At 32.2% G+C, this 26,381-nt stretch carries 24 protein-coding genes; 23 read left to right on the forward strand and 1 reads right to left on the reverse strand.

Features of this window, described 5'->3' with window-relative positions:
• Positions 1–80 precede the first annotated feature (80 nt).
• The 3 genes from ABEB18_RS15350 to ABEB18_RS15360 all read left to right on the forward strand — a co-directional run bounded on the left by ABEB18_RS15350 (position 81) and on the right by ABEB18_RS15360 (position 3,656).
• On the forward strand, positions 81–686 hold the full coding sequence (locus ABEB18_RS15350; protein ID WP_348800206.1) for a DUF4254 domain-containing protein: 606 nt from the start codon (positions 81–83) through the stop codon (positions 684–686).
• A 21-nt stretch (positions 687–707) separates the two neighbouring features.
• Positions 708–2,462, forward strand: coding sequence for an RNA/DNA-binding domain-containing protein (locus ABEB18_RS15355; RefSeq protein WP_348800207.1), 1,755 nt, complete (start codon positions 708–710; stop codon positions 2,460–2,462).
• A gap of 180 nt (positions 2,463–2,642) precedes the next feature.
• Complete coding sequence (locus tag ABEB18_RS15360; protein WP_348800208.1) at positions 2,643–3,656, forward strand: glycosyltransferase family 9 protein; 1,014 nt, start codon at positions 2,643–2,645, stop codon at positions 3,654–3,656.
• A gap of 70 nt (positions 3,657–3,726) precedes the next feature.
• On the opposite strand, the gene ABEB18_RS15365 is transcribed toward ABEB18_RS15360, so the two are convergent.
• A complete protein-coding gene (locus tag ABEB18_RS15365) occupies positions 3,727–4,779 on the reverse strand; it encodes a 2Fe-2S iron-sulfur cluster-binding protein (RefSeq protein WP_348800209.1) in 1,053 nt (350 codons plus the stop codon).
• A 133-nt stretch (positions 4,780–4,912) separates the two neighbouring features.
• Here ABEB18_RS15365 and ABEB18_RS15370 point away from each other — a divergent pair, with 133 nt between their 5' ends.
• The 20 genes from ABEB18_RS15370 (at position 4,913) to ABEB18_RS15465 (ending at position 26,191) form a co-directional block, all read left to right on the forward strand.
• The gene (locus ABEB18_RS15370; RefSeq protein WP_348800210.1) at positions 4,913–6,373 is read left to right on the forward strand and encodes a DUF5687 family protein; all 1,461 of its coding nucleotides are present in this window, start codon (positions 4,913–4,915) and stop codon (positions 6,371–6,373) included.
• Between the two features lie 72 nt (positions 6,374–6,445).
• A complete protein-coding gene (locus ABEB18_RS15375) occupies positions 6,446–7,141 on the forward strand; it encodes an ABC transporter ATP-binding protein (protein ID WP_348800211.1) in 696 nt (231 codons plus the stop codon).
• A gap of 87 nt (positions 7,142–7,228) precedes the next feature.
• Positions 7,229–9,871 (forward strand): type IX secretion system periplasmic lipoprotein PorW/SprE, encoded by a 2,643-nt coding sequence (porW, locus tag ABEB18_RS15380; RefSeq protein ID WP_348800212.1) that lies wholly within the window; start codon positions 7,229–7,231, stop codon positions 9,869–9,871.
• A 2-nt stretch (positions 9,872–9,873) separates the two neighbouring features.
• Positions 9,874–10,257, forward strand: a complete 384-nt coding sequence (locus tag ABEB18_RS15385) for a bactofilin family protein (protein WP_348800213.1) — start codon at positions 9,874–9,876, stop codon at positions 10,255–10,257.
• Positions 10,250–10,477 (forward strand): AtpZ/AtpI family protein, encoded by a 228-nt coding sequence (locus ABEB18_RS15390; protein ID WP_348800214.1) that lies wholly within the window; start codon positions 10,250–10,252, stop codon positions 10,475–10,477. The genes ABEB18_RS15385 and ABEB18_RS15390 overlap by 8 nt, the downstream gene beginning before the upstream one ends.
• Before the next feature lie 567 nt (positions 10,478–11,044).
• Entirely contained in the window at positions 11,045–12,199 is a 1,155-nt protein-coding gene (gene atpB, locus ABEB18_RS15395) for a F0F1 ATP synthase subunit A (protein ID WP_348800215.1), read from the forward strand.
• A 101-nt stretch (positions 12,200–12,300) separates the two neighbouring features.
• Positions 12,301–12,492: an ATP synthase F0 subunit C gene (gene atpE / locus ABEB18_RS15400; RefSeq protein ID WP_163396160.1), complete on the forward strand. Its 192-nt coding sequence runs from the start codon at positions 12,301–12,303 to the stop codon at positions 12,490–12,492.
• Between the two features lie 128 nt (positions 12,493–12,620).
• The gene (locus ABEB18_RS15405) at positions 12,621–13,121 is read left to right on the forward strand and encodes a F0F1 ATP synthase subunit B (RefSeq protein ID WP_348800217.1); all 501 of its coding nucleotides are present in this window, start codon (positions 12,621–12,623) and stop codon (positions 13,119–13,121) included.
• Positions 13,122–13,123: 2 nt separating this feature from the next.
• Positions 13,124–13,657, forward strand: a complete 534-nt coding sequence (atpH, locus tag ABEB18_RS15410) for an ATP synthase F1 subunit delta (protein WP_348800219.1) — start codon at positions 13,124–13,126, stop codon at positions 13,655–13,657.
• Positions 13,658–13,693: 36 nt separating this feature from the next.
• Positions 13,694–15,271, forward strand: a complete 1,578-nt coding sequence (gene atpA / locus ABEB18_RS15415) for a F0F1 ATP synthase subunit alpha (RefSeq protein WP_348800220.1) — start codon at positions 13,694–13,696, stop codon at positions 15,269–15,271.
• An 84-nt stretch (positions 15,272–15,355) separates the two neighbouring features.
• Positions 15,356–16,216, forward strand: coding sequence for an ATP synthase F1 subunit gamma (gene atpG / locus ABEB18_RS15420; RefSeq protein WP_348800221.1), 861 nt, complete (start codon positions 15,356–15,358; stop codon positions 16,214–16,216).
• A 390-nt stretch (positions 16,217–16,606) separates the two neighbouring features.
• Positions 16,607–17,044: a GNAT family N-acetyltransferase gene (locus tag ABEB18_RS15425; RefSeq protein WP_348800222.1), complete on the forward strand. Its 438-nt coding sequence runs from the start codon at positions 16,607–16,609 to the stop codon at positions 17,042–17,044.
• A 98-nt stretch (positions 17,045–17,142) separates the two neighbouring features.
• Positions 17,143–18,612, forward strand: a complete 1,470-nt coding sequence (locus ABEB18_RS15430; RefSeq protein ID WP_348800223.1) for a lipopolysaccharide biosynthesis protein — start codon at positions 17,143–17,145, stop codon at positions 18,610–18,612.
• Between the two features lie 115 nt (positions 18,613–18,727).
• Positions 18,728–19,162 (forward strand): dUTP diphosphatase, encoded by a 435-nt coding sequence (dut, locus tag ABEB18_RS15435; protein WP_348800224.1) that lies wholly within the window; start codon positions 18,728–18,730, stop codon positions 19,160–19,162.
• Between the two features lie 113 nt (positions 19,163–19,275).
• A complete protein-coding gene (locus ABEB18_RS15440; protein ID WP_348800225.1) occupies positions 19,276–20,286 on the forward strand; it encodes a sugar phosphate nucleotidyltransferase in 1,011 nt (336 codons plus the stop codon).
• A gap of 131 nt (positions 20,287–20,417) precedes the next feature.
• Positions 20,418–21,770, forward strand: coding sequence for a tetratricopeptide repeat protein (locus ABEB18_RS15445; protein WP_348800226.1), 1,353 nt, complete (start codon positions 20,418–20,420; stop codon positions 21,768–21,770).
• Positions 21,770–22,573, forward strand: coding sequence for a lipoprotein insertase outer membrane protein LolB1 (gene lolB1 / locus ABEB18_RS15450; protein WP_348800227.1), 804 nt, complete (start codon positions 21,770–21,772; stop codon positions 22,571–22,573). Before ABEB18_RS15445 ends, lolB1 begins: the two co-directional genes overlap by 1 nt.
• A 26-nt stretch (positions 22,574–22,599) precedes the next feature.
• Positions 22,600–23,823: a murein hydrolase activator EnvC family protein gene (locus ABEB18_RS15455; RefSeq protein WP_348800228.1), complete on the forward strand. Its 1,224-nt coding sequence runs from the start codon at positions 22,600–22,602 to the stop codon at positions 23,821–23,823.
• A 103-nt stretch (positions 23,824–23,926) separates the two neighbouring features.
• A complete protein-coding gene (locus tag ABEB18_RS15460) occupies positions 23,927–25,354 on the forward strand; it encodes a murein hydrolase activator EnvC family protein (protein WP_348800229.1) in 1,428 nt (475 codons plus the stop codon).
• Positions 25,355–25,426: 72 nt separating this feature from the next.
• Positions 25,427–26,191, forward strand: a complete 765-nt coding sequence (locus tag ABEB18_RS15465) for a Bax inhibitor-1/YccA family protein (protein WP_438861452.1) — start codon at positions 25,427–25,429, stop codon at positions 26,189–26,191.
• Positions 26,192–26,381 lie beyond the last annotated feature (190 nt).

Below are 26,381 nucleotides of genomic sequence, written 5' to 3' on the forward strand. Positions count from 1 at the left end.
TATTAAAGACTTTATTTGTGGAGTTTTTTTTACACTATAAAAGTATAAAAAGTATCTTTGTGTTTTTAAAATCTAAAATTATGTTTTCACAATTAGCTTATTCAGTTTTTGAACAAAGTATAAAAGATTATCATGAATTTGATAATGTCGATCAGCCTATAAACAACCCTTTTCCAAAAGATAAATTTGAACATTTACTGTATTTGAAAAATTGGATAGATACTGTGCAATGGCATTATGAAGACATTATTCGTGATCCAAATATCGATCCAGTTGCAGCTTTGACATTGAAAAGAAAAATTGATGCTTCCAATCAGGAGCGTACCGATATGGTTGAATATATTGATAGTTATTTTCTTCAAAAATACAGTCATGTCATTGCCAAAAATGGTGCTAAAATTAATTCAGAAAGTCCAGCTTGGGCGTTTGATAGATTGTCTATTTTGGCTTTGAAAATTTATCATATGCAGGAAGAAGCTACTCGTACTGATGCTTCACAAGATCACAGAGATAAATGTCAGGCAAAATTGAATATTCTTTTGGAACAAAGAACAGATTTGTCTACAGCAATCGAAGAATTATTGACTGATATTGAAAATGGAGATAAATTCATGAAAGTGTACAAACAAATGAAAATGTACAACGATGATGATTTGAATCCTGTCTTATATCAAAATAAAAAATAATTTTAAAAGTAAACTTTATTTATGATAACTATTGAAAAGTTAAAAAAACTTAAGGAATCTGAGGATAAAGTAGAATTTAAAAAAGGAGAAGGCGGTAACATTTCCTATGATGGAGGTTTTAAACTCAAGCCTAGTGATAGGCGAAGATGTATTTTAGGCTATGTTACCGCTTTATGCAATGAAGGAGGAGGGTATTTGGTTATCGGGATGAGCGATAATTATCCACACGAAGTAATTGGTACAAAACAAAATCTGGACTCCATAGGAGAACTTGAGTCCAAAATATATACTGATACTGCTATTAGGCCTTTAGTTTACGAATTATTTGAAGGACAAAAACGAGTATGGGTAATTGAAGTTCCTTGTCGCCCAGCAGGAAAGGTATTTAAATTTGAAGACGTTGCTTTAATGCGAGTTGGTGAAGAATTAAAGCCAATGTCAGACGAATTTTATTTAAAAATAATTCAAGAACAAGAACCTGATTTTTCACAGCAAATATGTGAGGGTTTAGCTGTTTCTGATTTAGATGAAAGAGCGATTACAATTTTAAAAGACAAATATTCTCTAAAACAAAATAATCCCAACTTTAAGACGCTTTCTAATGAACAGTTACTTTCCGATTTAGATTTATTAAAGCATGGAAAATTAACTAATGCAGCATTAATTCTTCTTGCAAAGAAAGAAGTATTAAATGAAAAACTTCCTCAAGCTGCTGTTATGTTGGAATATCGCAATGCTGAAAATCAGATACCTTTTGATAATAGAATACCTTTTTCTGAACCTTTTTTTATATTAATTGATGAACTTTGGAAAACGATTAATCTAAGGAATGGTAGTTTTCCTATTCAAGATGGAGCTTATATTTTTAATGTACCTTATTTTAATGAAGAAGTAATTCGTGAATCTATTAATAATGCAATCACACATAGAGATTATAGAAAAACTTCTGAAATAGTTGTCAAACAATTTCCTCAAAGATTAGATATATTGAATGCAGGAGGATTTCCAATAGGGGTCAATTTAGAGAATTTATTAAAAACACCAAGTACTCCTAGAAATAGACTTTTGGCAGATGTTTTGCAAAAGACAGGAATTGTAGAACGTTCTGGACAAGGTGTTGATAAAATATTCTACAATACACTTATAGAAGGAAAAGCAGAACCAGATTACTCAAAATCTGATTATTTTCAGGTCAATTTAAAATTATCCGCAGTTATAGAAGATAGAGCTTTTGCTTTGTTTATTGTTGCAGTTCAAGATGAATTATTGGAAACAGAAAAGCTATCAGTTTTGGAGGTACTTACTTTAAATATGATTAAAAAAGGTGCAGCAAAAAACGATTTAGACACTGAAATAGTTTCTAAGCTTTTAGAGAAGAAGCTTATTGAAAAAAGAGGAAAAACCAATGCTATTTATTATATTCTTTCAAAAGATTACTATGAATTTACGGATGAGAAAGCAAAATATTATAATCTGCAAGAATTAGATGAAAGTCAAGTTTTCAATACTGTTTTTAAATTTCTATTGAAGGAAGGAAAGGCTAAAATGAAAGATTTTGTGGGTCTTTTTGAAGATAAATTATCTCGAAAACAAGTACGAACTAGAATTGAAAAATTTGTTACAAATGAAACTATTGAACAGCAAGGAGCTATATATAAAATAAGTGATGATTATATAAAAAAAATGGAAGTTTATGCTGAAGCAATTTCTAAAACTATTTCTGACTTAGAAAACAAAAATGAAAAGGCCAAAAAAAGGCCAAAAAAAGGCCAATAAATTATTGATAAGTATGACTTTTTGTTAACAAGTCAAGTGTTAAGGCTTGATTTTCAAGAGATTTATATAAAATGAAATGGCCAAAAAAAGGCCAAAAAACAACTACATTTTACAACATTTCACCACTATTTAAATTTTAAAACAATAAAATTGTCTAATAAAATAAAGCATATCGCCGTCATGAGGCTCTCCGCAATGGGAGATGTCGCTATGACGGTTCCTGTTTTGCGAGCTTTTGCAAATCAATATCCTGATGTAAAAATTACTGTAATTTCTAGACCTTTTTTTCAACCTTTTTTTGAAGGAATTCCTAATCTTTCTTTTTTTGCTTTTGATGAAAAAGAAAGACACAAAGGTTTCAAAGGACTATTGTGTTTGTATCAAGATTTGAAAGTGTTAAATATTGACGCTTTTGCCGATTTACATAATGTATTACGGTCTAAAGTTGTCCGAACACTTTTTGCCTTGAGTGGAAAAAAAGTCGCAGCAGTCGATAAAGGAAGAGATGAGAAAAAACAATTAACTCGTTCTGAAAATAAAATTTTCAAACCATTAACGACTATGTTCGAACGACATGTAAAAGTTTTTGAACAACTTGGTTTTTCTGTAGATTTATCAAATCCTGTATTTCCAGAAAAAGCAAGATTAGATAATGACATCAAAGAATTAATTGGAGATAATTATCAAAAATTAATAGGAGTCGCTCCTTTTGCACAATATGATTCTAAAGTATATCCTTTGGATTTAATGCAGCAAGTCATAGACCAATTAGCCGAAAATAAATCTCATAAAATTTTGCTTTTTGGCGGTGGAAAAAAAGAAATTGAGCTTTTGAATTCCCTTTCAACTGGAAAAGACAATGTAGTTGTGGTTGCTGGGAAAATAAAATTTCAGCAAGAATTACAACTCATTAGCAATCTTGATGTAATGCTTTCTATGGATTCAGGAAATGCTCATATTGCTGCGATGTTAGGTGTAAAAGTAATCACATTATGGGGAGCAACACATCCATTTGCTGGGTTTATGCCTTTTAATCAGCCATTGGATAATGCATTGGTTTCAGATCGAAATCAATATCCAAAATTACCAACTTCAGTATATGGGAATAAAAAAGTCGAAGGTTATGAAGATGCCATGAGAACAATTAATCCGCAAACAGTGGTCTTAAAAACAGAATCATTGTTGTCTAGATAAATTTAGTATTTATAGAAACGAAAAAACTTCCCCTTTCAGAGAAGTTTTTGTTTATCATTTTATTCTATTTTTAAACATCATCAAAGTCAACATAAATTGTTTCTGATGTGGGATGGGCTTGACAGCTAAGAATTAATCCGTCGGCAATTTCTTTTTCTGTAAGGATGGAGTTTTTCTTCATTTCGGCAGTTCCTTCAGTAACTCTACAAAGACAACTACTACAAATTCCGCCTTGACAAGAATAAGGAGCATCAATACCTTGTTTAAGAGCAGCATCGAGAATGGTTTGTTTTTGAGACATTTCAAAAGTGGTTTCCTCATCATCTACCATTACCGTAATTTTGGTATGACCGTCTAACGATTTTTGAATCGTTTGTTCTTGAGAAGAAGTAGTAAAAAGTTCAAACTTGATAGCCGATTCTTTTACATTTTTTTCTTTTAATACTGCCGAAACAGTATTAATCATGTCCTCTGGACCGCACAAATAGAATTTATCAAACTCCATTGTTGCATGTTTGGTATTCAAAATATAATTTACAGCAGCTTTGTCAATTCGGCCAAATAATGCATGCTCAACATTTACTTGACTATATACATAATCAATAAATAAACGGCCAACATATTGTAATTGTAAATCGTGTAATTCCTGATAAAAAATGGTTTCTTCGGGAGATTTGTTTCCATATACCAAAGTGAAAGAACTTTTAGGTTCGTTTTTCAAAACCGATTTGATAATGGATAAAATGGGCGTGATTCCGCTACCAGCAGCAAAAGCAATATACCCTTTTTGACGGTCACTTTCTGGTTCAAAAGTAAATTTTCCCTCTGGTTTTCCCACTTCGAGTGCATCACCGGCTTTTAATTTGGTATTAGCAAATTGAGAAAAAGCACCATCTTTTACAGCTTTTACAGCAATTCTTAATTCACCACTTTCCGGAGCAGAACATATAGAATAAGCACGACGAATTTCGGTATTGTCTAATGTCAATCGTAAATTAATGTATTGACCCGCAATAAAAGTATAATTAGGTTTTAATTCTTCGGGCACATTAAAAAGTATGGAAACCGCATCTTTGGTTTCGCGTTTTACTTCTTTCACAATTAATTTCAGAAAATTTGGCATAAGACTATTTTTTTTGCAAAAGTAATAAAACTATTCAGGTTTGAAAGGATTTGGCTCTATTCCATTATTTTTGAGCTGGTTTTGTAACTTTTTCTTACGAATGGCAACTAATTCCCAAACCAAAATTAAGATCATGATTTCAAAATTTCTCTACCTCGAATGGAAATCCTTTGTTAGATCGGCTTCTTTTGCAACGAGTTTGGCAATGAAAATTCTAATAGGAGTACTTGTTCTGTATTTTTCATTAATTTTTTTAGCATTAGGAGTAGGTTCTTTTTATATTCTTAAAAAAATGAATTTGGAGCCATTGGAAACTGTAAACAAGTTTATGGCCTATTATTTTTCAATAGATTTGGCGTTTAGACTTCTGCTTCAGTCAATTCCGGTGCTGAATATAAGACCTTTGTTGATTTTACCTTTTAAGAGATCTACTATTGTACATTTTTCTTTGGGTAAAACGGCATTGTCTTTTTTCAATATTATGCATGCTTTTTTCTTTGTTCCCTTTTGTGTTGTTTTGCTAATAGAAGGTTATGATGTAATAAGCGTTTTGGTTTGGGGAACAGCACTTTTTTCATTGGTTTACTGCAATAATTTTGCAAATATTTTATTGAATAATAAAGATCTGTTATTGGTAATTTTTCTAGTAATTGTTTCGATTCTGGGAGGGTGTCAGTATTATAAAGTCTTTGATATCACGTTGTACACTTATCCTTTTTTTGAAGGATTATTTCACACTAAATGGCTCTTTCTAATTCCAATTTTGGTTTTGGCAGGGTTATATTATTGGACTTATAATTATCTAAAAGGGGATTTGTATTTGGATGCAGGACTTTCTGTCAAAAATGACGTTGCTAAAACAGAGAATCTGACTTGGTTGAATCAGTTTGGGACTTTGGGAACTTTTTTAAAGAATGATATTAAATTGATAAAAAGAAATAAACGTTCCAAAGCAACAATTTGGGCAAGTGTTCTGTTTTTGTTTTATGGTTTGATATTTTTTAACAATCCTACCCAACCGGAAGTGATGTACATTTTTGCCGGAATATTTGTTTCGGGAGGATTTTTATTCACTTTCGGGCAGTTTGTTCCGAGTTGGGACAGTTCTTATTATCAGTTGATGATGACTCAGAATATACCGTATCGGGTTTATTTGAATTCGAAATGGTGGTTAATAGTTATAGCTACTGTAGTTTCGACCATTTTGGCATCTTTCTATCTGTATTATGGTTGGCAAATTTATCTTACGATAGTGGCTGGAGCCATTTATAATATTGGAGTAAATTCACACTTGGTTTTATTGGGTGGGGCTTTTACCAAAACTCCAATAGATTTATCGATGAGTAAAGGCGCTTTTGGAGACAAAAAAAGCTTTAATGTAAATACTATGCTACTTTCTTTACCCAAAATGGTTTTACCATTGTTGTTATATTGGTTAGGGTCTTATTTTATGAGCCCTAAAGTGGGGTTGGTTTTGGTTGCTTCGGCAGGAGTTTTAGGGTTTGTATTTAGAAATATAGTTTTTTCATTGATTGAAAAAATTTACAAAAGGGAAAAATACAAAACGGTTGAAGCATACAAACAAAAAGCATAATCGTAGGGGGCTACATTACAATGTCGCTACGCTACAGGATTAAAAATTAATTTCTAAAAAATTGTAATTACCATGATTCAAGTAAACAATCTTTCCAAAAAATACAACGATACCACAGTTTTAAATATAGAATCATTAGAAATTCCAAAAGGACAGAGCTTTGGATTGGTAGGAAATAATGGAGCGGGAAAAACTACTTTTTTCAGTCTGCTACTGGATTTAATTCAGCCCACAACAGGACATATTTTAAATAATGAAATTCAGGTAAATACAAGTGAAAACTGGAAACCTTTTACCGCTTCGTTTCTAGACGAGAGTTTTTTGATAGGTTATTTAACTCCAGAAGAATATTTCTATTTCATCGGTGATTTGAGAGGTCAAAATAAAGCTGATGTTGATGCATTATTGGCTCAGCATGAAGAGTTTTTCAATGGTGAAATCCTTAAAAACAAAAAATATTTACGTGATTTATCCAAAGGGAATCAAAAGAAGGTTGGAATCATTGCCGCTTTAATAGGAAATCCAGCGGTGATAATTCTTGACGAGCCTTTTGCAAATCTGGATCCAACTACGGTAAATAGATTAAAAAAAATTATTAAAGAACTGGCCGAAAACCCTAGTATTACAGTATTAGTTTCTAGTCATGATTTGCAACACACGGTTGAGGTTTGTGACCGAATCGTGGCTTTGAATAAAGGGGAAGTGGTAAAAGACATGTTGACATCAAAGGAGACACTTCAAGAGTTGGAACTGTTTTTTGCGGTTTAAATTTATATATATCAAAAAGAAACGTATTTTTACAAGTCATTATACTAAATACCTTTTTAAAAAGTTTAATGGTTTAAACGTTTCCCTTTGAATACTAATACATCTAAATATTTTTTTGCAGTAATTTTTATCTCTTTCTTGATAGCTTGTTCTACCAAGAAAGATACTTTTTTGGCTAGGAATTCACATGCTTTAAGTACCAAAATGAATATTTTGTACAACGGTCAAATTGCGTTAGAGAAGGGAATAAAAAATGTAAACGATAATACAATCGAAAATTTTTGGAAACAACTACCCGTCGAGAAAATGCAAATTACCGATGAGGTATCGGCCGATGGAAAAGCCAAAAACTCTGATTTTGAAACAGCCGAAGCCAAAGCAACCAAAGCTATTCAAAAACACTCCATGAATATTGGAGGCCACGAAAAAAATTACCAGATAGACGAAGCTTATTTGTTACTCGGGAAAGCAAGATATTACGATCAGCGATTTATTCCTGCCCTAGACGCATTTAACTACATTCTTTATAAATACCCCAACAGTAGTAATATTTATGATGCCAAAATGTGGCGAGAAAAAACAAATGTTCGTTTGGGTAATGAAGCTGTTGCCATAAAAAACATTTCAAAACTCTTAAAAGACAATGAGTATAAAGTAAAAGAGGTAAAGAGAACAAAGTTAAAAGACCAAGAGTTTGCCAATGCTCATGCAATTTTGGCAAGTGCCTATCTGAATTTAGAAGAGAAAGATAGCGCCATTATCAAGTTAAAAGTAGCTAATCAATTTACCAAAATCCATCACGAAAAACAACGCTACTCTTTTTTGTTGGGACAATTATTTGAAGAAGAAGGACAAAAAGATAGTGCGATCTATTTTTACCAATCGGTTATTGATATGAATCGAAAAGCCGAAAGACGATTCGTGATTCAAGCTTATGCCAAAAAAGCCATACTGTCAGAATATAAAGATGCTGATTATGATTTGTTTGTCAAAAAAGCGCAAAAGATTATGGAAGACAGGGAGAACAGACCTTACTTGGATATAATTTACCATGGTATCGGAATTTTTTATGAAAATCATAACGAAAAAGAAAAGGCGTTGTATTATTATAATGCTTCCTTAGAGGCAAAATCTGCGGATCCTTATATGAATGCTTCAAATTATAGAAACATTGGAAATTTATATTTCAAGCATACAGAATATACAAATGCAGCCAAGAATTATGACAAATGTTTAGAATTGTTAAACCCAAAAACAAGAGAATATCTTCAGATTTCTAAAATCAGAAAAAATTTGAACGAGGCTATTGTCAATGAAGAAATTGCCAAACGAAACGATAGCATAATTTATGTGGTAAATCTTTCCGAACCAGAACGAATAGTTTATTATGAGAATTATATTCAAAAGCTAAAAAGTAGTGATGAACTCAAAAAAATGCTCGAGGAACAAAAAAAGCAAAAAGAAGAAAATATCTTAAAGAATGTAGCTTCTAATGATCCAAATCTTGCAATGTCTAATTCTAGTGAGCCTTCGTTAAATCCTCCTAAAGATATACCGAGTACTTTTGGAACAGCAGCATCAAACGTATTCTATTTTTACAATCCCAATACAGTTGCTTACGGAAAATTAGAATTCAGAAAAACCTGGGGTAATAGATTGCAAAATAGTTATTGGAGGATTTCATCAGTTACAGCAAATGCAACTGCAGTTCCAACAGCCACCGTAGTAGCAACAGAGGATAAAAAAGATGAAACTTTAGAAGTTAATGAAAAATATACAGTAGATTATTATTTGAAACAATTGCCAAAATCGCAACAAGAGATCGATAATATTGTCAAAGAAAGAAACGCCGTTTATTACGAGTTGGGAATTGTTTACAAAGAAAAATTCAAAGAGTATGATTTAGCTTCGTCCAGATTAGAAAAATTATTGACTTATCGACCAGAGGAAAAATTGATTCTGCCAACGAAATATCATTTGTATAAAATTTATGAAATTACAAATTCAAACAAAGCAGCAACACTTAAACAGGAAATACTAAATGAGTATCCAAAATCGCGTTATGCTCAAATTATTACCAATACCATTTCAGAAGATGGGGTAAATTCAGATAATCCAGAAGCAACTTACGATAAATTATATAAACTGTTTGAGCAAGAATATTTTGCCGCTGTTTTGCAGCAAGTAGATGCATACATTACAAATTATAACGGTGAAGCCATTGTGCCTAAATTCGAATTGTTAAAAGCATTTACTATTGGGAAATTGTATGGTTTAGTAAAATATAAAAAAGCAATAGAATATGTTGCTGATAATTATGCCAATACAAAAGAAGGAGAAGATGCAATAGAAATCCTTAGAACTCAAATTCCACTTTTGGAACAAATGAAATTTAGCACGGCAGAGAGCAAAAATTGGAAAGTGATTTTTGAAATTGATAAAACAGATACCAAATCAGAAACCGATATAGAAAGTAAGATTGTTTTGTTTTTGGCTACCGAAAATGTAGAGCAATTAAAATACAGTTGCGAATCGTATGACGAAAAAGAAAGTTTTGTAGTTATTCAAGGCATTCACTCTGAATCCTATGCTCAATTTGTGGCTCAATTATTCGAGCAAAATCCAAAATTTAAAATCGATCAGAAAGCAATAGTGATTTCTAATGAAAATTATAAAATAGTTCAGATTAAGAAAAATATTGATGAATATCTTTCATTAAAAAAAATATAAGCATGTTTGAAAAAAAACCAAAATCCTACACCGATCTTTTAGGAAAAACCAACAGAATTGTTGAAGGAACAACCATACATGGCGATATTGTTTCGTCAGCAGATTTTAGATTAGATGGAGAATTAATAGGTAACTTTACTTCAAACGGAAAGTTGGTTATTGGGCCAAAAGGGAGCATCAAGGGCGATATTAGTTGTAATATGGTCGATATTGAAGGAAAATTTGAAGGGAAAATAAATGTAGAAGGACTTTTAAATATAAAAGAATCTGCCAATATTATGGGTGAAGTTCGCATCGGAAAATTATCAGTAGAGCCAGGAGCCAACTTTAATGCATCTTGTGTCATGTTTGACAACTCAAATGAAAATTCAAGTGTCAATGAATAAAGAGCCTAATAAAAACAACTACAATAAATGGTTAGCATTAATTAATATTCCTATCCAAATGGGAGTAATTATTTTCTTGTTTTCGTATTTTGGAAATTGGTTAGATCAAGATTTTCCAAGCGAAAAAGTTTATTACAATAAGATTTTTGTGATGGTTGGTGTAGTAATCGCATTATACAATGTGATACGTCAAGTAAACGAAATCAACAAATCAAAGTAATTTATTTTTTAAAATAGCTTTAAATAAATATTGCATCTTTGCACTAAAATTATTGAAAATGCTTTTTAAAAAATACAAACTTATACTTCATTTATTTTATCTGGTAATCCCAACTTATTTACTGCATAGCTTTTGTTTTGTTTTTTTTAAAATTGACAGTCAAAATTTTTATTACAGCTTAGAAACGCTGTATGTAATATTTTCTGGGTTCGCTTCATTATTATTATGGGTGATAACAAAATTAGAAAAAGACAAATTTGATAGCATCGGAATGTTTTATATGTTGGGAACATTTATTCAAATGTTTTTGGCGTATTTTATTATGAGACCCATTTTATCTGATAAGGTTCGAGATATTACTCTCGAAAAAACTAACTTTTTTGGTATTTTTATTTTGTTTTTATTATTTGAGACGATTTTAACTGTCCGATTATTAAATAAAAAGGGTTAAAATAGCGATTGTGTAAAATTTGATTGAAAATAATTTTTCATATTCTTTTGAATATTAATTAAAAATGTACCTTTGCACCAAATTTTAGAAACGTAAAAATAAGATTTTCTACAGTTATGGTGATTTCAAACAAACCACTCAGTTTTATTCTTGCAGCTTTAGTAGCTTGTATTCCTTTAATGAGCTTTTCAAACACTGAAAATGACTCAACACATGTTCAAACAGAAGTTGCTCACGAAGCTAGTTCAGAAGGGCATCATACAGCAGAGCCAACAGATGTAAAATCTAAGATAAAGGCTTTTATTGGACATCACGTATTAGATTCTCACGACTTTACATTGACACAAGATGATGAAACGGGAACTTATTATGGTTTCCCATTGCCAGTAATTCTTTGGGATAATGGTTTACATATTTTTTCTTCTTCAAAATTTCACCACGGACATGAAGTAGCAGAATCAAACGGAAATTATTATGTGATTAATCACCATGATGGTAAAATCTACAAGACAGATGCTCAAGGAACAATTACCGAAGATGAAAAAACGGGTCACCCAACAAATGTTCGTCCGTTAGACTTCTCAATTACAAAAACAGTAGTTTCTATTTTTGCAGCAGCAATATTAATGTTCTGGTTGTTTATAAGTTTAGCAAAATCGTATGCTAAAAACGGAGGAATCGCTTCTGGTGCAGGAAGATTTTTTGAACCACTTGTAGTTTTTATTCGTGACGAAGTAGCTATACCTAATATTGGAGTAAAACACTACAAAAAATACATGAGTTATTTGTTGACTATCTTTTTCTTCATTTTGTTTTTAAATATCTTAGGGTTAACACCACTAGGAATTAACGCAACAGGAAATTTAACAATAACTTTTTCATTAGCAATCCTTACGTTCTTAATAACAAACCTTTCAGCAAATAAAAATTACTGGGGTCACATCTTCTGGATGCCAGGTGTGCCAAAACCAATGAGAATTATTTTGGCTCCAATTGAATTGTTAGGAGTTTTTATTAAGCCGTTTTCATTAATGATTCGTTTGTACGCAAATATTTTTGCAGGACACATCGTGTTAATGAGTATCATTGGATTGATGTTTATCTTTAAAAGCTGGATAGGAAGTACATTATCTTTCGGATTATCATTTGCACTTTCGATACTAGAAATTCTAGTTGCTTTTTTACAAGCTTATATTTTTACAATGCTGTCTGCACTTTATTTTGGTTCAGCAGTAGAGGAGCACCACCACGAAGAGGAGGGGCACCATTAATAGTAGATTTCAGAATTTAGATTTCAGATTTACATTAGTCTAAAATTTACATTCGAAAATCTAAAATCAAAAAAGAATGTTTAATTTTTAATTTATATATTATGGAAATTCCAAATATCGTTGGAGCAGGATTAATCGTAATCGGAGCAGCATTAGGAATTGGTAGAATTGGTGGTTCAGCTATGGATGCTATCGCTCGTCAACCAGAAGCTTCAGGAAAAATCCAAACAGCTATGCTTATCGCAGCTGCACTTATTGAAGGTATTGGTTTCGCAGCTTTATTCGCAGCTTAATTAAAACACAAAAAAAACAATAGTTGCAACGGTTGGTTGTAACTATTGTTTAAAAATTTAAACATTCAAAATTGCTTTTAATAGTAGCAATTAAAAAAGAGATAATTTAAAATTTAGAATCAAATATAATGGACAAGTTAATTAATCAGTTTGAGTTCGGTTTGTTTTTTTGGCAAATACTAATATTTGTTGGATTAATATTTTTATTAAAAAAATTCGCTTGGAAACCAATTCTTGATGCAGTAAATGATAGAGAAGAAGGAATAAAAAATGCTTTGCTATCAGCAGAAAACGCTAAAAAAGAATTGCAAAACTTACAGGCAGATAATCAACGTATTTTGCAAGAAGCAAGATTAGAGCGTGATAACATGCTTAAAGAAGCTCGTGAAATAAAAGATAAAATGGTTGAGGATGCTAAAAATGAAGCACAAGCTCAAGGTCAAAAAATGATTGACTTAGCTAAAGCTACTATTGAGTCTGAAAAAAATGCAGCTATGTCTGAATTGAAATCGCAAGTTTCTTCATTATCTCTAAGCATTGCTGAAAAATTATTAAAAGAAGAATTATCTAACAAAGAAGCTCAAACAAAATTAGTTGAGAAAATGTTAGGTGACGTAAAATTGAATTAATCATGGCAAGTACTAGAGCAGCAATTCGTTATGCAACAGCAATTTTAGATTTATCCAATTCTAAAGGAGTAGCTGAAGTTGTAAATAATGACATGAAATCTATTGCTTCAACTATTAATGGTAATGAGGAATTGAATACTTTTATTCATAATCCAACCATCAAAGTAGATGTAAAAGAGAAAGCACTTTTAGAAGTTTTTGCTACTGTTAATAACGTGACCAAAGGATTATTTCATTTATTATTTGAAAATAAAAGATTTGAAATTTTAGAAGTTATTGCTAATAAGTATAACGAATTATACGATATCCAAAACAATATTGAAGTTGCCAAAGTAACTACAGCAATTCCTATGGATGCAGCACTTGAGGCAAAAGTTTTAGCAAAAATCGCGACTTTATCTGATAAAAAAATCACAATTGAAAACACGGTAGATCCTGCAATCATTGGAGGGTTTATATTAAGAATAGGTGACCAGCAATACAATGCTTCTGTTGCCAACAGATTACAAGTATTAAAAAGAGAGTTAAGTAATTAGTTTTATTACACATTAGTGTCTAAATTATAAATTAAGATGGCGGAAATCAAACCAGCTGAAATTTCAGCGATATTAAGAAAGCAAGTAGAAGGTTTTGAGTCTGGTGCTACACTAGAGGAAGTGGGTACAGTGCTTCAAGTTGGAGATGGTATTGCTCTTATTTATGGACTTTCAAATGTTCAATATGGAGAGTTAGTTGAATTCGAAAACGGTTTAGAGGCAATCGTTTTGAATCTTGAACAAGATAATGTTGGGGTTGTACTTTTAGGGCCTTCAACAGGAATCAAAGAAGGATCTACTGCAAAAAGAACACAACGTATTGCATCTCTTAAAACAGGAGAAGGAATGGTAGGACGTGTAGTAAACACTCTTGGTCAACCAATCGATGGTAAAGGACCAATTGGTGGTGAATTATTCGAAATGCCATTAGAAAGAAAAGCTCCTGGAGTTATTTTCCGTCAGCCAGTAACTGAACCTTTACAAACAGGTGTAAAAGCGGTTGATGCTATGATCCCAGTAGGTCGTGGACAACGTGAGCTTGTTATTGGTGACCGTCAAACTGGTAAATCTACTGTTTGTATTGATACCATCTTAAATCAAAAAGAATTTTACGATGCTGGTAAACCAGTATTTTGTATCTATGTTGCTATTGGTCAAAAAGCTTCTACTGTTGCAGGAATTGCAAAAACATTAGAAGAAAAAGGAGCAATGGCTTATACTGTGATTGTTGCTGCTAATGCTTCTGATCCAGCCCCAATGCAAGTTTATGCTCCTTTTGCAGGTGCTGCAATTGGAGAATATTTTAGAGATTCTGGTCGTCCAGCTTTGATTGTTTATGATGATTTATCTAAACAAGCTGTGGCTTACCGTGAGGTTTCTCTTTTATTAAGAAGACCACCAGGACGTGAAGCATATCCTGGAGACGTTTTCTACTTACACTCTCGTTTATTAGAGCGTGCTTGTAAAGTTATTGCTGATGATAGTATTGCTAAAGATATGAATGACTTACCAGATTCTTTAAAAGGAATCGTAAAAGGAGGAGGTTCATTGACAGCTTTACCAATTATCGAAACTCAAGCAGGTGACGTTTCTGCATATATCCCAACAAACGTAATCTCTATTACTGATGGACAGATTTTCTTGGATGGAGATTTGTTTAACTCTGGGGTTCGTCCAGCTATCAACGTAGGTATCTCTGTATCTCGTGTTGGAGGTAATGCTCAAATTAAATCAATGAAAAAAGTATCTGGTACTTTAAAATTAGATCAAGCTCAATTCCGTGAATTGGAAGCGTTTGCTAAATTTGGTTCTGATTTGGATGCTGTAACTTTAAATGTAATTGAGAAAGGTAAAAGAAACGTTGAAATCTTGAAACAAGGTTTGAATGATCCTTATACTGTTGAAGATCAAATTGCTATTATCTATGCAGGATCTAAAAACTTATTGAAAAACGTTCCTGTTGCTAAAGTAAAAGAATTTGAAAAAGATTTCTTAGAATTTATGAATGCAAAACACAGAGCAACTCTTGATGCTTTGAAAGCAGGAAAATTGACAGACGAAATTACAGACGTAATTGAAACTGTAGCAAAAGAAATTTCAGCGAAATATAACTAAAAAGTACTAAGTAAAGAGTATTAAGTATTAAGATTTTCTTGGTGCTTAATACTTGATACTTACATCTTAATACTTACTTAAAAAATGGCAAACTTAAAGGAAATCCGTAATAGAATTACTTCCATTTCATCTACGATGCAAATTACATCGGCTATGAAAATGGTTTCTGCAGCAAAGCTAAAGAAAGCACAAGATGCAATCACAGCTATGCGCCCTTATGCCGAAAAATTAACGGAATTATTACAGAACCTTTCAGCTTCACTTGATGGTGATGTTGGAGGTGAATTTACTACACAACGTGAAGTAAAGAAAGTTTTAATTGTTGCAATAACTTCTAACAGAGGTTTATGTGGTGCTTTTAATTCTAATGTAATCAAGGAAGTAAAAAATCGTTCTGAATATTATGCTAATAAGCAAGTAGATATCTTTGCTATTGGTAAAAAAGGTAACGATATTTTATCTAAAACGTCAACAGTTATAGATAATCAAAGTAGTGTTTTTGATCAATTAACTTTTGAAAATGTTGCAGCTATTGCTCAGACATTAACTCAAAAGTTTGTTACTGGTGAATACGATAAGATTGAGTTGGTTTATAATCAATTTAAAAATGCTGCTACTCAAATTGTACAAGTTGAACAATTTTTGCCATTAGCACCTATTCAATCAGACAAAGCTGTTTCTGGAGGAGATTACATTTTCGAACCTGCTAAAGAAGAAATCGTATTGACATTGATTCCAAAAGCATTGAAGACACAATTATATAAAGGAATTCGTGACTCATTTGCATCTGAGCATGGAGCACGTATGACCGCAATGCATAAAGCTACTGATAATGCAACAGCTTTGAGAGATCAATTAAAATTAACTTACAACAAAGCTCGTCAAGCTGCTATTACAAACGAAATCTTAGAGATCGTAGGTGGTGCAGAAGCTTTGAAAGGATAATTTGTAGTAACTATAAAACGAAAAAAGAGCCATTTGGCTCTTTTTTTATGCTTTGTTTTTAAAAGGAACAAATAGCTTTATAATCCTTTGGCTCAGTTTTTAAAAGGTGATTCTTAGCTTTCACCATACTTGTTTTTTTTTGAGGAAACACTAGCTTTATAAAAACCTCTATGCTCTGTTTTTTATAGGGAAAACTTAGCTTTGCCCGTGCTTGTTTTATGGGGACAATTAGCTTTATAAACCCCTCTCTTATTTTTATCTGAGCAAATATCTATTATTTTGAGATTTTGCACAATACCCACTTTTAGTGATTTTTAATCAATCGGTGTACATTTTTATATCAGTTGTTTTTGATTAATTTTGGGAACATCATTTCTAAATATTTTTCAATTGAGAATAATAGAATTTCACACTGTATCTGAAATGCTCACTCAAATTGAGACCATGAAGCATTTATACCCTAATCTCACACTAGATAAATATCAATCGTATCTTAATGAAATGGTACCACATAATTACAAACAGATTGCCGTTTTTGATGGTGATATTTGTGTTGGCTTATCTGGATTTTGGACAGCAATGAAACTTTGGACAGGTAAGTACATTGAAATTGACAATTTTATTGTACATCCTGATTATCGTTCTCAGGGTGTTGGAAAAATGATAACAGACTATATTGATGTTAAAGCGAAATCAGAAGATTGCAATGTAATCGTTTTAGATGCCTTTACAGGAAATTTTACAGCTCATCGATTTTATTACAATCAGGGTTATGAACCAAGAGGTTTTCATTTTATTAAAATGCTAAATAAAGAGGGATTAACCTAAAAGTAGGTTTAGCATTATCTTTTATTCAATAACAAACATAATAATTAACCAAAGAAATGGTTATTTTTGTTTTTAAAACAATTAATATTTAGCTCATTTTGGGAGTATATAAAAAGCTTTTTCAACAAACAGCAATCTATGGGCTTGCTACTGTAATACCAAGAATGTTTAGTTTCTTGTTGGTGCCACTTTACACAGGATTATTAGATCAGGCAGAATATGGTAAGGTTACTATCGTTTTCGCTTGGATGATTTTTTTCAATGTGATTTTGGCATACGGAATGGAAACAGCCTTTTTCCGATTTTATAATGCTGAGAAGAACAAGGAAAGCGTAGTAGAAACAACTATCATATCTATTTTTTGGTCCACTATATTATTTATTTTTGTAGCATTATTATTTAGAGATTCTTTGGCACATTGGTCTGGAGTCGATACACAATATGTTACCTATTCTATTTGGATTTTGGCATTAGATGCTTTGGTAATTGTGCCCTTTTCTAAGCTCAGAGCCAATCAAAGGCCGATGTTTTATGCCAGTATCAAAATTGGGAATGTATTGGTGAATTTGGGATTGAATTTATTTTTCCTGCTCTATTTACCAAGTGAGTATGAATCGCAACCCGACAGTTTTTTAAGCTCAATTTATATTGAAAATTTTCAAATAGGCTATATTTTCTTGGCAAATATCATTGCTAGTTTTTTAACTTTTGTGGTGCTTTTTCCAGATTATTTTTCAATTAAATGGAAATTCGATTTCGAACTTTGGAAACGCATGATGCGTTACGGATTGCCTATTATGGTTGCAGGTATTGCATTTGCCATCAATGAGCAATTTGATAAAATTTTACTAGGGAAACTATTACCGGCCAATATAGCCGATGAACAAGTAGGAGTATATTCTGCTTGTTATAAATTAGGACTTTTTATGGTTTTATATAGAACAGCTTACACCTTAGGAATTGAACCGTTCTTTTTTAGTCATGCTTCTAATGAAAATGCTCAACAAACCTATGCTACGGTAACGAAGTATTTTGTCATATTCGGTTCTTTTATTTTACTATCCGTGATTGTTTTTGCCGATCTTTTAAAACAAATATTAATACCAAATTCTTCCTACTGGGTTGCAATGAAGGTTGTTCCTCTAATCATTTTAGCTAATTTTTTCTTAGGAATTTATACTAATCTTTCCGTTTGGTACAAGCTTATAGATAAAACATATGTAGGTGCTTATATCTCTATAGTTGGCGCCTTTGTAACTTTGGTTTTAAATTATTTATTGATTCCTAAATTTAGTTATTATGGATCGGCAATTGCTACACTTTCAGCATACGGAAGTATGATGTTTATTTCTTATTATTTCGGAAACAAGTATTATCCAATTCCTTATGACAAGAAGAAAATAGGAGGGTATCTATCACTTTCAATAGGATTCTCTTGTATTTCTTTCTACGGATTCAACCAAAATTATTATATAGGAGTGCTACTTTTAGCTATATTTATCGGTTTTATCTATTACAATGAAAAAGAAACCCTTTTACAAATTTTAAAACGACCTGCTAAAAATTAGGAGCTGTTTCCTGCTCTACGCTGTATCTTTATTTTTTTAAAGAAAAAATAAAGGATGCCGCTTCGATCAGGGCTATGGCATTGCAGTATCAAAATATCTTTAAAGATTCAAATACATGAAGATCAATATTATAAACAAATCACAACATCTATTACCCAATTATGAAACCATTGCGTCGGCAGGAATGGATTTAAGAGCCAACTTATCAGAATCCATTACCTTGCAACCACTTGAGAGAATCATTGTAAAAACAGGACTTTTTATAGAATTGCCTATTGGTTACGAAGCACAAGTAAGACCCCGTAGCGGATTGGCAGCTAAAAACGGAATAACAGTGTTAAATGCACCTGGAACCGTAGATGCCGATTATAGAGGAGAGATAGGAGTGATTTTAGTAAATTTATCCAATAATCCATTTGTAATCAAAAATGGTGAGCGAATCGCACAATTGGTCATTGCCAAACACGAACGTGCCGAATGGATTGAAGTTCAGGAACTATCGGAAACCTCTAGAGGCGAAGGTGGTTTCGGGAGTACTGGAGTGAAATAGTTTACAGTGTTCAGAATTTTAGTATTCAGTCATTGTTTTAATAGAAATTTAATAATTTAATGATTGAATGATTTTTTAATTTTTTTCAATCTTTTAATCTTTCAATAAAAAATATGAAAATAATAGTACCAATGGCAGGACGAGGATCGCGTCTTCGCCCACATACCTTAACAATACCAAAACCATTAATTCCAGTTGCCGGAAAACCAATTGTACATAGATTAGTTGAAGATATTGCAGCTGTTTTAAATCAAGAGATAGAAGAAGTTGCCTTTGTAATACACGAAAGTTTTGGCAAACAAGTAGAAGAAGATTTAATTGCCATTGCAAACAAATTAGGAGCAAAAGGGACTATATATTATCAAAATGAAGCGCTTGGAACAGGACATGCCATTATGTGTGCCAAAGATTCGTTGAGTGGACCAGCAGTAATTGCCTATGCAGACACATTAATTCGTGCCGATTTTGATTTGGATACAACTGCTGATAGCGTTATTTGGGTAAAACAAGTCGATCAACCAGAAGCTTTTGGAGTTGTTAATTTGAATGAGAATAACGAAATAATAGAATTGGTCGAAAAACCAAAAGAATTTGTTTCGGATTTGGCCGTAATCGGAATTTATTATTTCAAAGATATTGCGGTTCTAAAAAATGAGTTGCAGTCAGTATTGGATAACAATATTATCCACGGTGGTGAATATCAGATTAATGATGGAATTAAACAAATGATGGCAAAAGGCATGAAATTTGTGCCAGGAGAAGTTGCCGAATGGATGGATTGTGGTAACAAAGACGTGACCGTAGAAACCAATTCCCGAATGCTCGGATTCCTTTATAAGGACGGAATTAATTTGGTAGATTCGAATGTTACATTAGAAAATTCAACCATAATTCCACCATGTTATATTGGTGAAAATGTTGTTTTGGTTAACGCAACTGTTGGCCCTAATGTGTCTTTGGGCAATGGTTGTCAGGTACAAAACAGTACAATACAAAACAGCTTGATACAAACACATTCTACAATCAAAAATGCCAATTTAGATAATGCAATGATTGGTAATCACGCAAGTTTTGACGGAAAGTTTACCAGTATAAGTATTGGAGATTATTCGGTTTTAGAATAATTTTAAAAATAATAAAAAACAGACAAAAGCAGCATTTTTAAGGTTTTATTATGCTGCTTTGTTGTTTTTTTAATTTATTTTGCAGAAAAGAACCATACAAACCATTTTGTTTTCTAATACGTCTTTATTTGATGGTAAAAAGAACAGCTTTCATATTCACTTATTTAGTTTTGCTGTGCAATACCTTTTTGGTATTGGCACAAGACGAACCAGAGAATATCAAAGTAGATGGCGATAAATTTCAGGATTTTTTTTACGAATCACTATTTCAAAAAAGCGTCGAAAATTACGATAAGTCTTTGGTGGCATTAGAACAATGTTTAAAATTAAAACCAGATAATGCCACTGTTTATTTTGAAATGGGAAAAAATTATTTGGCAGCCAAAGAGTATAAAGAAGCCTATTCTTCTTTCGAACAAGCCACAAATATTGACCCTACCAACAAATGGTTTTGGGTAGGATTGTATGATGTGTGTTACGAATCGAAAGATTTTAATCAAGCAATAGTTATCATAAACAAGCTCATCACTTTTGATGAAGAATACAAAGAGGATCTAGTTTCACTTTATATGGTGACCAAGCAATATGATAAGGCACTGGCAGGCATCAACGAATTGAATGAGAAAGTAGGAAAGACAGAGAGACGAGAAATGTATAAAATGGAAATTTTATCGCAAGGTAAATTTCAAAATTCGGAAATCGAAAATTTGAAAAATCGTATTGCTAAAAATCCAAAAGACGAATCCAATTATATCGCTCTAATTTTCTTACATTCTAATGATAATGATGCCGAAAAAGCCCAAGAAGTAGCCAAACAATTAGAAAAAGAAATCCCAGAATCGGTTTGGGCACAAGTAAGTCTTTTTAAAAATTACCTCGAAAAAAGTGATGGCCCAAATGCTGTAAAATCAATGAATATAGTTTTGGCAAGTCCAAAGATTGATACCAAAATAAAGCATCGAATTTTGAATGAATTTTTACTTTTTAGTAATGTCAACACACAATTCATTCCAGATTTGGATAATGCAATAGGCTATTTTAAAAACGACAAAGAGGTAAATGTGCCTAAGGAAATTGGAAAATTTTATTATAGCAAAAAAGAATGGGATAAGGCAATCAAGTATTTTGATATGGCTGACAGAAACAATCCTGGAGCTGATTTAGAGACCAATTTACTTTGGCTTCAAGCCAATACCGAACTCAAAAAGTTCGAATTTGTACAAACCAAAGCTGCTGCCATGATAGATCTTTATCCAGCAGAACCACAGTTTTATTATTATTTAGGTTTGGCCTATAATCAACTGAAAATGTTTAAAAAAGCCAAAGATGTACTTGAGATGGGACTTGATTACGTTGTAGAAAATAAAGATTTAGAAATTAATGTCAATATACAATTGGGTGAAGCCTATAATGGCTTAGGTGATGTCTCAAAAAAAGAATTGTATTTTAACAAAGCCAATCAATTATTAAAAGAAAAAAAATAATGAATCGATTACTAATAAGAGTTTTTTTTGTTTGTTTGATGAGTGTGAGCAGTTCGTTTATAGTAGTGTCCTGTAAAGCAAAAGCAAAAGTTGTTGAAGATAAAAAAACGGAAGATTCTAGTAACTTGACTGCTGGAAAAATTGTAAAAGAGTATTATAACAACAGCAATGATTTTAAAACTTTATATATAAAATCGAATGTAAAATATAATGACGAAAAACAATCACAAAATTTGACAGCTGAAATTAAAATAAAAAAAGACGAACAAATTTTAGTGAGTATTCGTTTTTTAGGAATTACCATGGCCAAAGCCTTGATAACACCAGCGTCAGTAAGCTATTATGAAAAATTGAATAGTTCTTATTTTGAAGGCGATTTCAGTACATTGAGTAAGTGGCTTGGAACTGATTTAGATTACAATAAGGTTCAAAATATTTTGGTTGGGCAAGCAATGGATGATTTGAGAAAAGGAAAATACAAAGACTCAGTCGTGGATCAAAATTATAGATTAGAAGACATTTCAAATAACAATATTCAAAAGTTATTTTTCTTAGACACCAATTCTCTTTTGTTGAATAGACAAGAAATTGCTCAAACAAACGAAAAAAGAAAGATTGAAGTTGCTTATTTTGGTCACAAAAAATACAACGAAATTTCGATTCCATCTGAGATTCGCATTAAGGCAGAACAAGATAAAGGAAACACAGAAATTAATTTAGACTATAATACTGTAAATTTAAATGAAGAACTTAATTTTCCATATAGTGTACCAAATGGCTACAAAAGAGTTTTAATTAAGTAACTTTGAACTAAATATATAATTGTAAAATGCGAAAACTTCTCTTAGGACTATTTTTTTTATGCACCACCACAGTAATCTGGGGACAAGAGTCGCAACAAGAAAAATTAGAAAAGCGTAGAGCCGAAATTCAGCAAGAAATTTTGGAGAATCAAAAAACATTGCAAGCGGTAAAGAAAAAAGAAAAATCGGCTGTAAACGTAATTATTTTGCAGAGCAATAAAATAAAACTTAAACAACAATTGATACGTACTACCGAAAGACAAACCAAAGTGCTTGGAAATAATATGTATCTTAATCAATTGTCAATAAATAAATTAAATAGAGAATTGGCCGTACTCAAAGATGATTATGCTAAGATGATTGTGAAATCCTACAAAAGTAGATCCGAACAAAGTCGAGCCATGTTTATATTATCATCCCAAAATTTTTTACAAGCTTATAAAAGAGCCCAGTATATGAAACAATATACAGGTTATCGAAAAATGCAAGGAGAAGAAATTAAATCCAAAACAAATCAATTGTTGGGATTGAATGAAAAACTGAATGTTCAAAAAAATGAAAAAAAGAAACTGTTAGCCGAAAATACCAAAGAAAAATTGTCCCTTGAAAAAGAAAAAAAGGAACAAATGAAATTGGTTAATTCAATCAAAAAGGATAAAAATAAAATCACTGCTCAAATCAAGAGAAAACAAAGTGAATCAAAAGCAATAGATCGTCAAATTAACAAATTGATTCGAGAAGCCATTGCCGAAGCCAATAGAAAAGCAGCAGGCGAAAACCCAAATGCTTCTGGATCTTCTTCAAGAATAGTTTTGACGGCTGAAGCTAAAATTTTAGCAGATAATTTTAGAGCCAACAAAGGAAGTTTACCTTGGCCAGTAGAAAAAGGATTTGTTTCCTTATGGTATGGCGAACAACCACACCCAATTTATCCAAGTTTGGTTATTCATAACAGTGGTGTCGAAATCACCACAGAAAGAGGGGCCAATGCGAGAGCCGTTTTTGGTGGAGAAGTTTCGAGTGTTATTATTTTATCTCCTGTAAACAAAGCAGTTATGATACAGCACGGAGATTATTTTACAGTATATCAAAATTTAAGTTCGGTTTCAGTAAGCAAAGGTGATAAAGTTACGGTAAAACAAAATTTAGGAAAGATAAGAACAAATGGTGATGGTAATACGATTTTAAAGTTTACCATTTCACAAAACACTACCTATGACAATCCAGCTAGTTGGTTGTTTCATATGTAGTTTTAAATAAAATGATAAACAGCACTATTTTATTGGTTAAAGATAGAATAGTGCTGTTTTTTAATGAAATCATTCAGTAAGTTTGCAGTATATAAAAATCGCAATGTCAAAATATTATTTAAGCTTTATTTTTCTTATCTCAACGGCTTTACTTTGGAGCCAAGACAGCCAAAAAAAATTGGAAGAACGTAAGGCCAAAATTCAAAAAGAAATTCAAGAAAACGAAACCAAACTTCAAACGGTAAAAAAGCAAGAAAAAACAGCTGCTAAGGCAATTGTTATTCAAAAAAATAAAATTAAACTCAAAGAAGAATTAATTGCAACTACCGAAAAACAAAAAACACTACTTGGGAATTCAATAGCCCAAAATCAAAATCAAATAAAAAAATTAGAAAAAGAACTTCAATTACTCAAAGCCGATTATAAAAAGATGATTATACAATCGTATAAAAGTCGTTCGGAAGAGAGTAAAGCAATGTTTATTTTGTCGTCTAATAGTTTTTTGCAAGCCTATAAAAGAGCACAGTATATGAAACAATATACTAATTATAGACGCATGCAAGGACAAGAAATACAATCCAAAGCAAACAAATTGTATGCTTATAATGCCAAATTAGATATTCAAAAAAGTGATAAGGAAAAGCTTATAGCCGAAAATGATAAAGAAAGATTATCATTGGAACAAGAAAAAATAGAGCAAGAAAAATTGATTGCTTCTTTGAAGAAAGATAAAAGTTCGATCATCGCTTCGATCAAGAAAAAACAAATAGAGTCGAAAGCAATAGACCGAAAAATTGACAAGTTAATTCGTGCTGCAATCGCCGAAGCCAATAGAAAAGCAGCTTTAGAAAAAGCCAGAAAAGAAAAAGCTATAGCCGATGCAAAAGCCAAAGCTATTGCACTAGAAAGAGCCAAAGCTTTAGAAAAGAAAAAAGAAATAGAAAAAGCAAATGCATTGGCAGCAGCCAAAGCCAAAGCCAATTCTAAACCAGCTCCAAAACCAATACCGATTCCAAAAGAAGTCGAAAAAGTTATCGCTAAAACCGATATTCCAGAAAGTGCCAAAACACCAGTTTCTTCTACCAAAATGATTTTGTCGCCAGAAGACAAAGTAGATTCGGATAATTTTAAAGCCAACAAAGGTAAATTGCCATGGCCAGTAGAAAGCGGATTTATTTCCTTGGGTTACGGAGACCAAGCCCATCCCGTTTACAAATCATTGGTAATACACAATAGCGGATTAGAATTCTCGACCATTGCAGGAGCCAATGCCAGAGCTGTTTTTGAAGGTGTAGTAAGTAGTGTTATTATTATTTCTCCAGTAAACAAACTAGTTATGCTGCAACACGGTGATTTTTTTACCATATATCAAAACCTGAGTTCTGTTAGTGTTGGAAAAGGCGATAAAGTAAGTATGAAGCAATCCGTTGGAAAAATTCGTACCAATGGTGAAGGTAAAACAGTCTTAAAATTTGCCATTACTCAAAACACAACCTATACCAACCCCAAAACATGGTTATCGAGCCGATAATTAAGAAAATTAGTAAAAATTTTAAATTATCATTTCAAAATATAAATTATATTTGATAGATATTAAACTGAAATAATTATGAATTCGAATAACCCTTTTTTAAACAACAAAACATTTTCTAGAGCTTCAAGCAACAATCAAGTGTATGATGCAGTAGTTATTGATGAAAATCAATACATGACCGTTTCGGGAACCATCAATAGAAGTTTAATTCTTTTCTTATTATTGATAGCTTCTGCAACGGTAATTTGGTGGGCTACTTTCAATGGCATGAATCCAATGGTTCCAGTAATCGGAGGAGCAATTGTAGGACTAATTTTGGTCGTTATTTCGGCTTTCAAACCAGAATATTCTCCGTATTTAGCTCCAGGATATGCCCTTTTTGAGGGATTGTTTATAGGTGGAGTTTCGGCTATTTTTGAAGCACAATATCCTGGAATCGTTACACAAGCAGTAGGAGCCACTTTTGTAACTTTTGGAGTTTGCCTAGGATTATATAAATACAAAATCGTAAAAGTAACCGAACAATTCAAATCAATTGTCATAGCAGCAACATTTGCCATAGCAACTTATTATTTAATCTCATGGTTGTTCTCATTATTCACAAGCTTTACACCAGTACACCACGGAAACTCAATGATGAGTATCGGAATCAGCGTGTTTGTAATTGTAGTGGCAGCACTAAACTTATTCTTAGACTTTGATAGAATCGAAGAAGGAGCAAAACAAGGAATGCCAAAATACATGGAATGGTATGGCGCAATGGGATTAATGATTACATTAGTTTGGTTGTACATCGAATTTTTAAGATTGCTATCAAAATTGAACAAAAAATAAGCACATTAGCATTACATAATACCAATACCCTTCAGGAAATGAAGGGTATTTTTTTTTGAAGCAGTATGATAAGGCATTTTCTGCAAATAATAGTCCCGCTCTCCGCTACAATCTTGCCCTGCGAACCCCGCAGGACAAGGATTTTCACTACGATCGGGGCTAAAAGGCAAGATTTCGCATTTTTGCCAAG

The organism is Flavobacterium adhaerens (assembly GCF_040045115.1).
Classification (GTDB): Bacteria; Bacteroidota; Bacteroidia; order Flavobacteriales; family Flavobacteriaceae; genus Flavobacterium; species Flavobacterium adhaerens.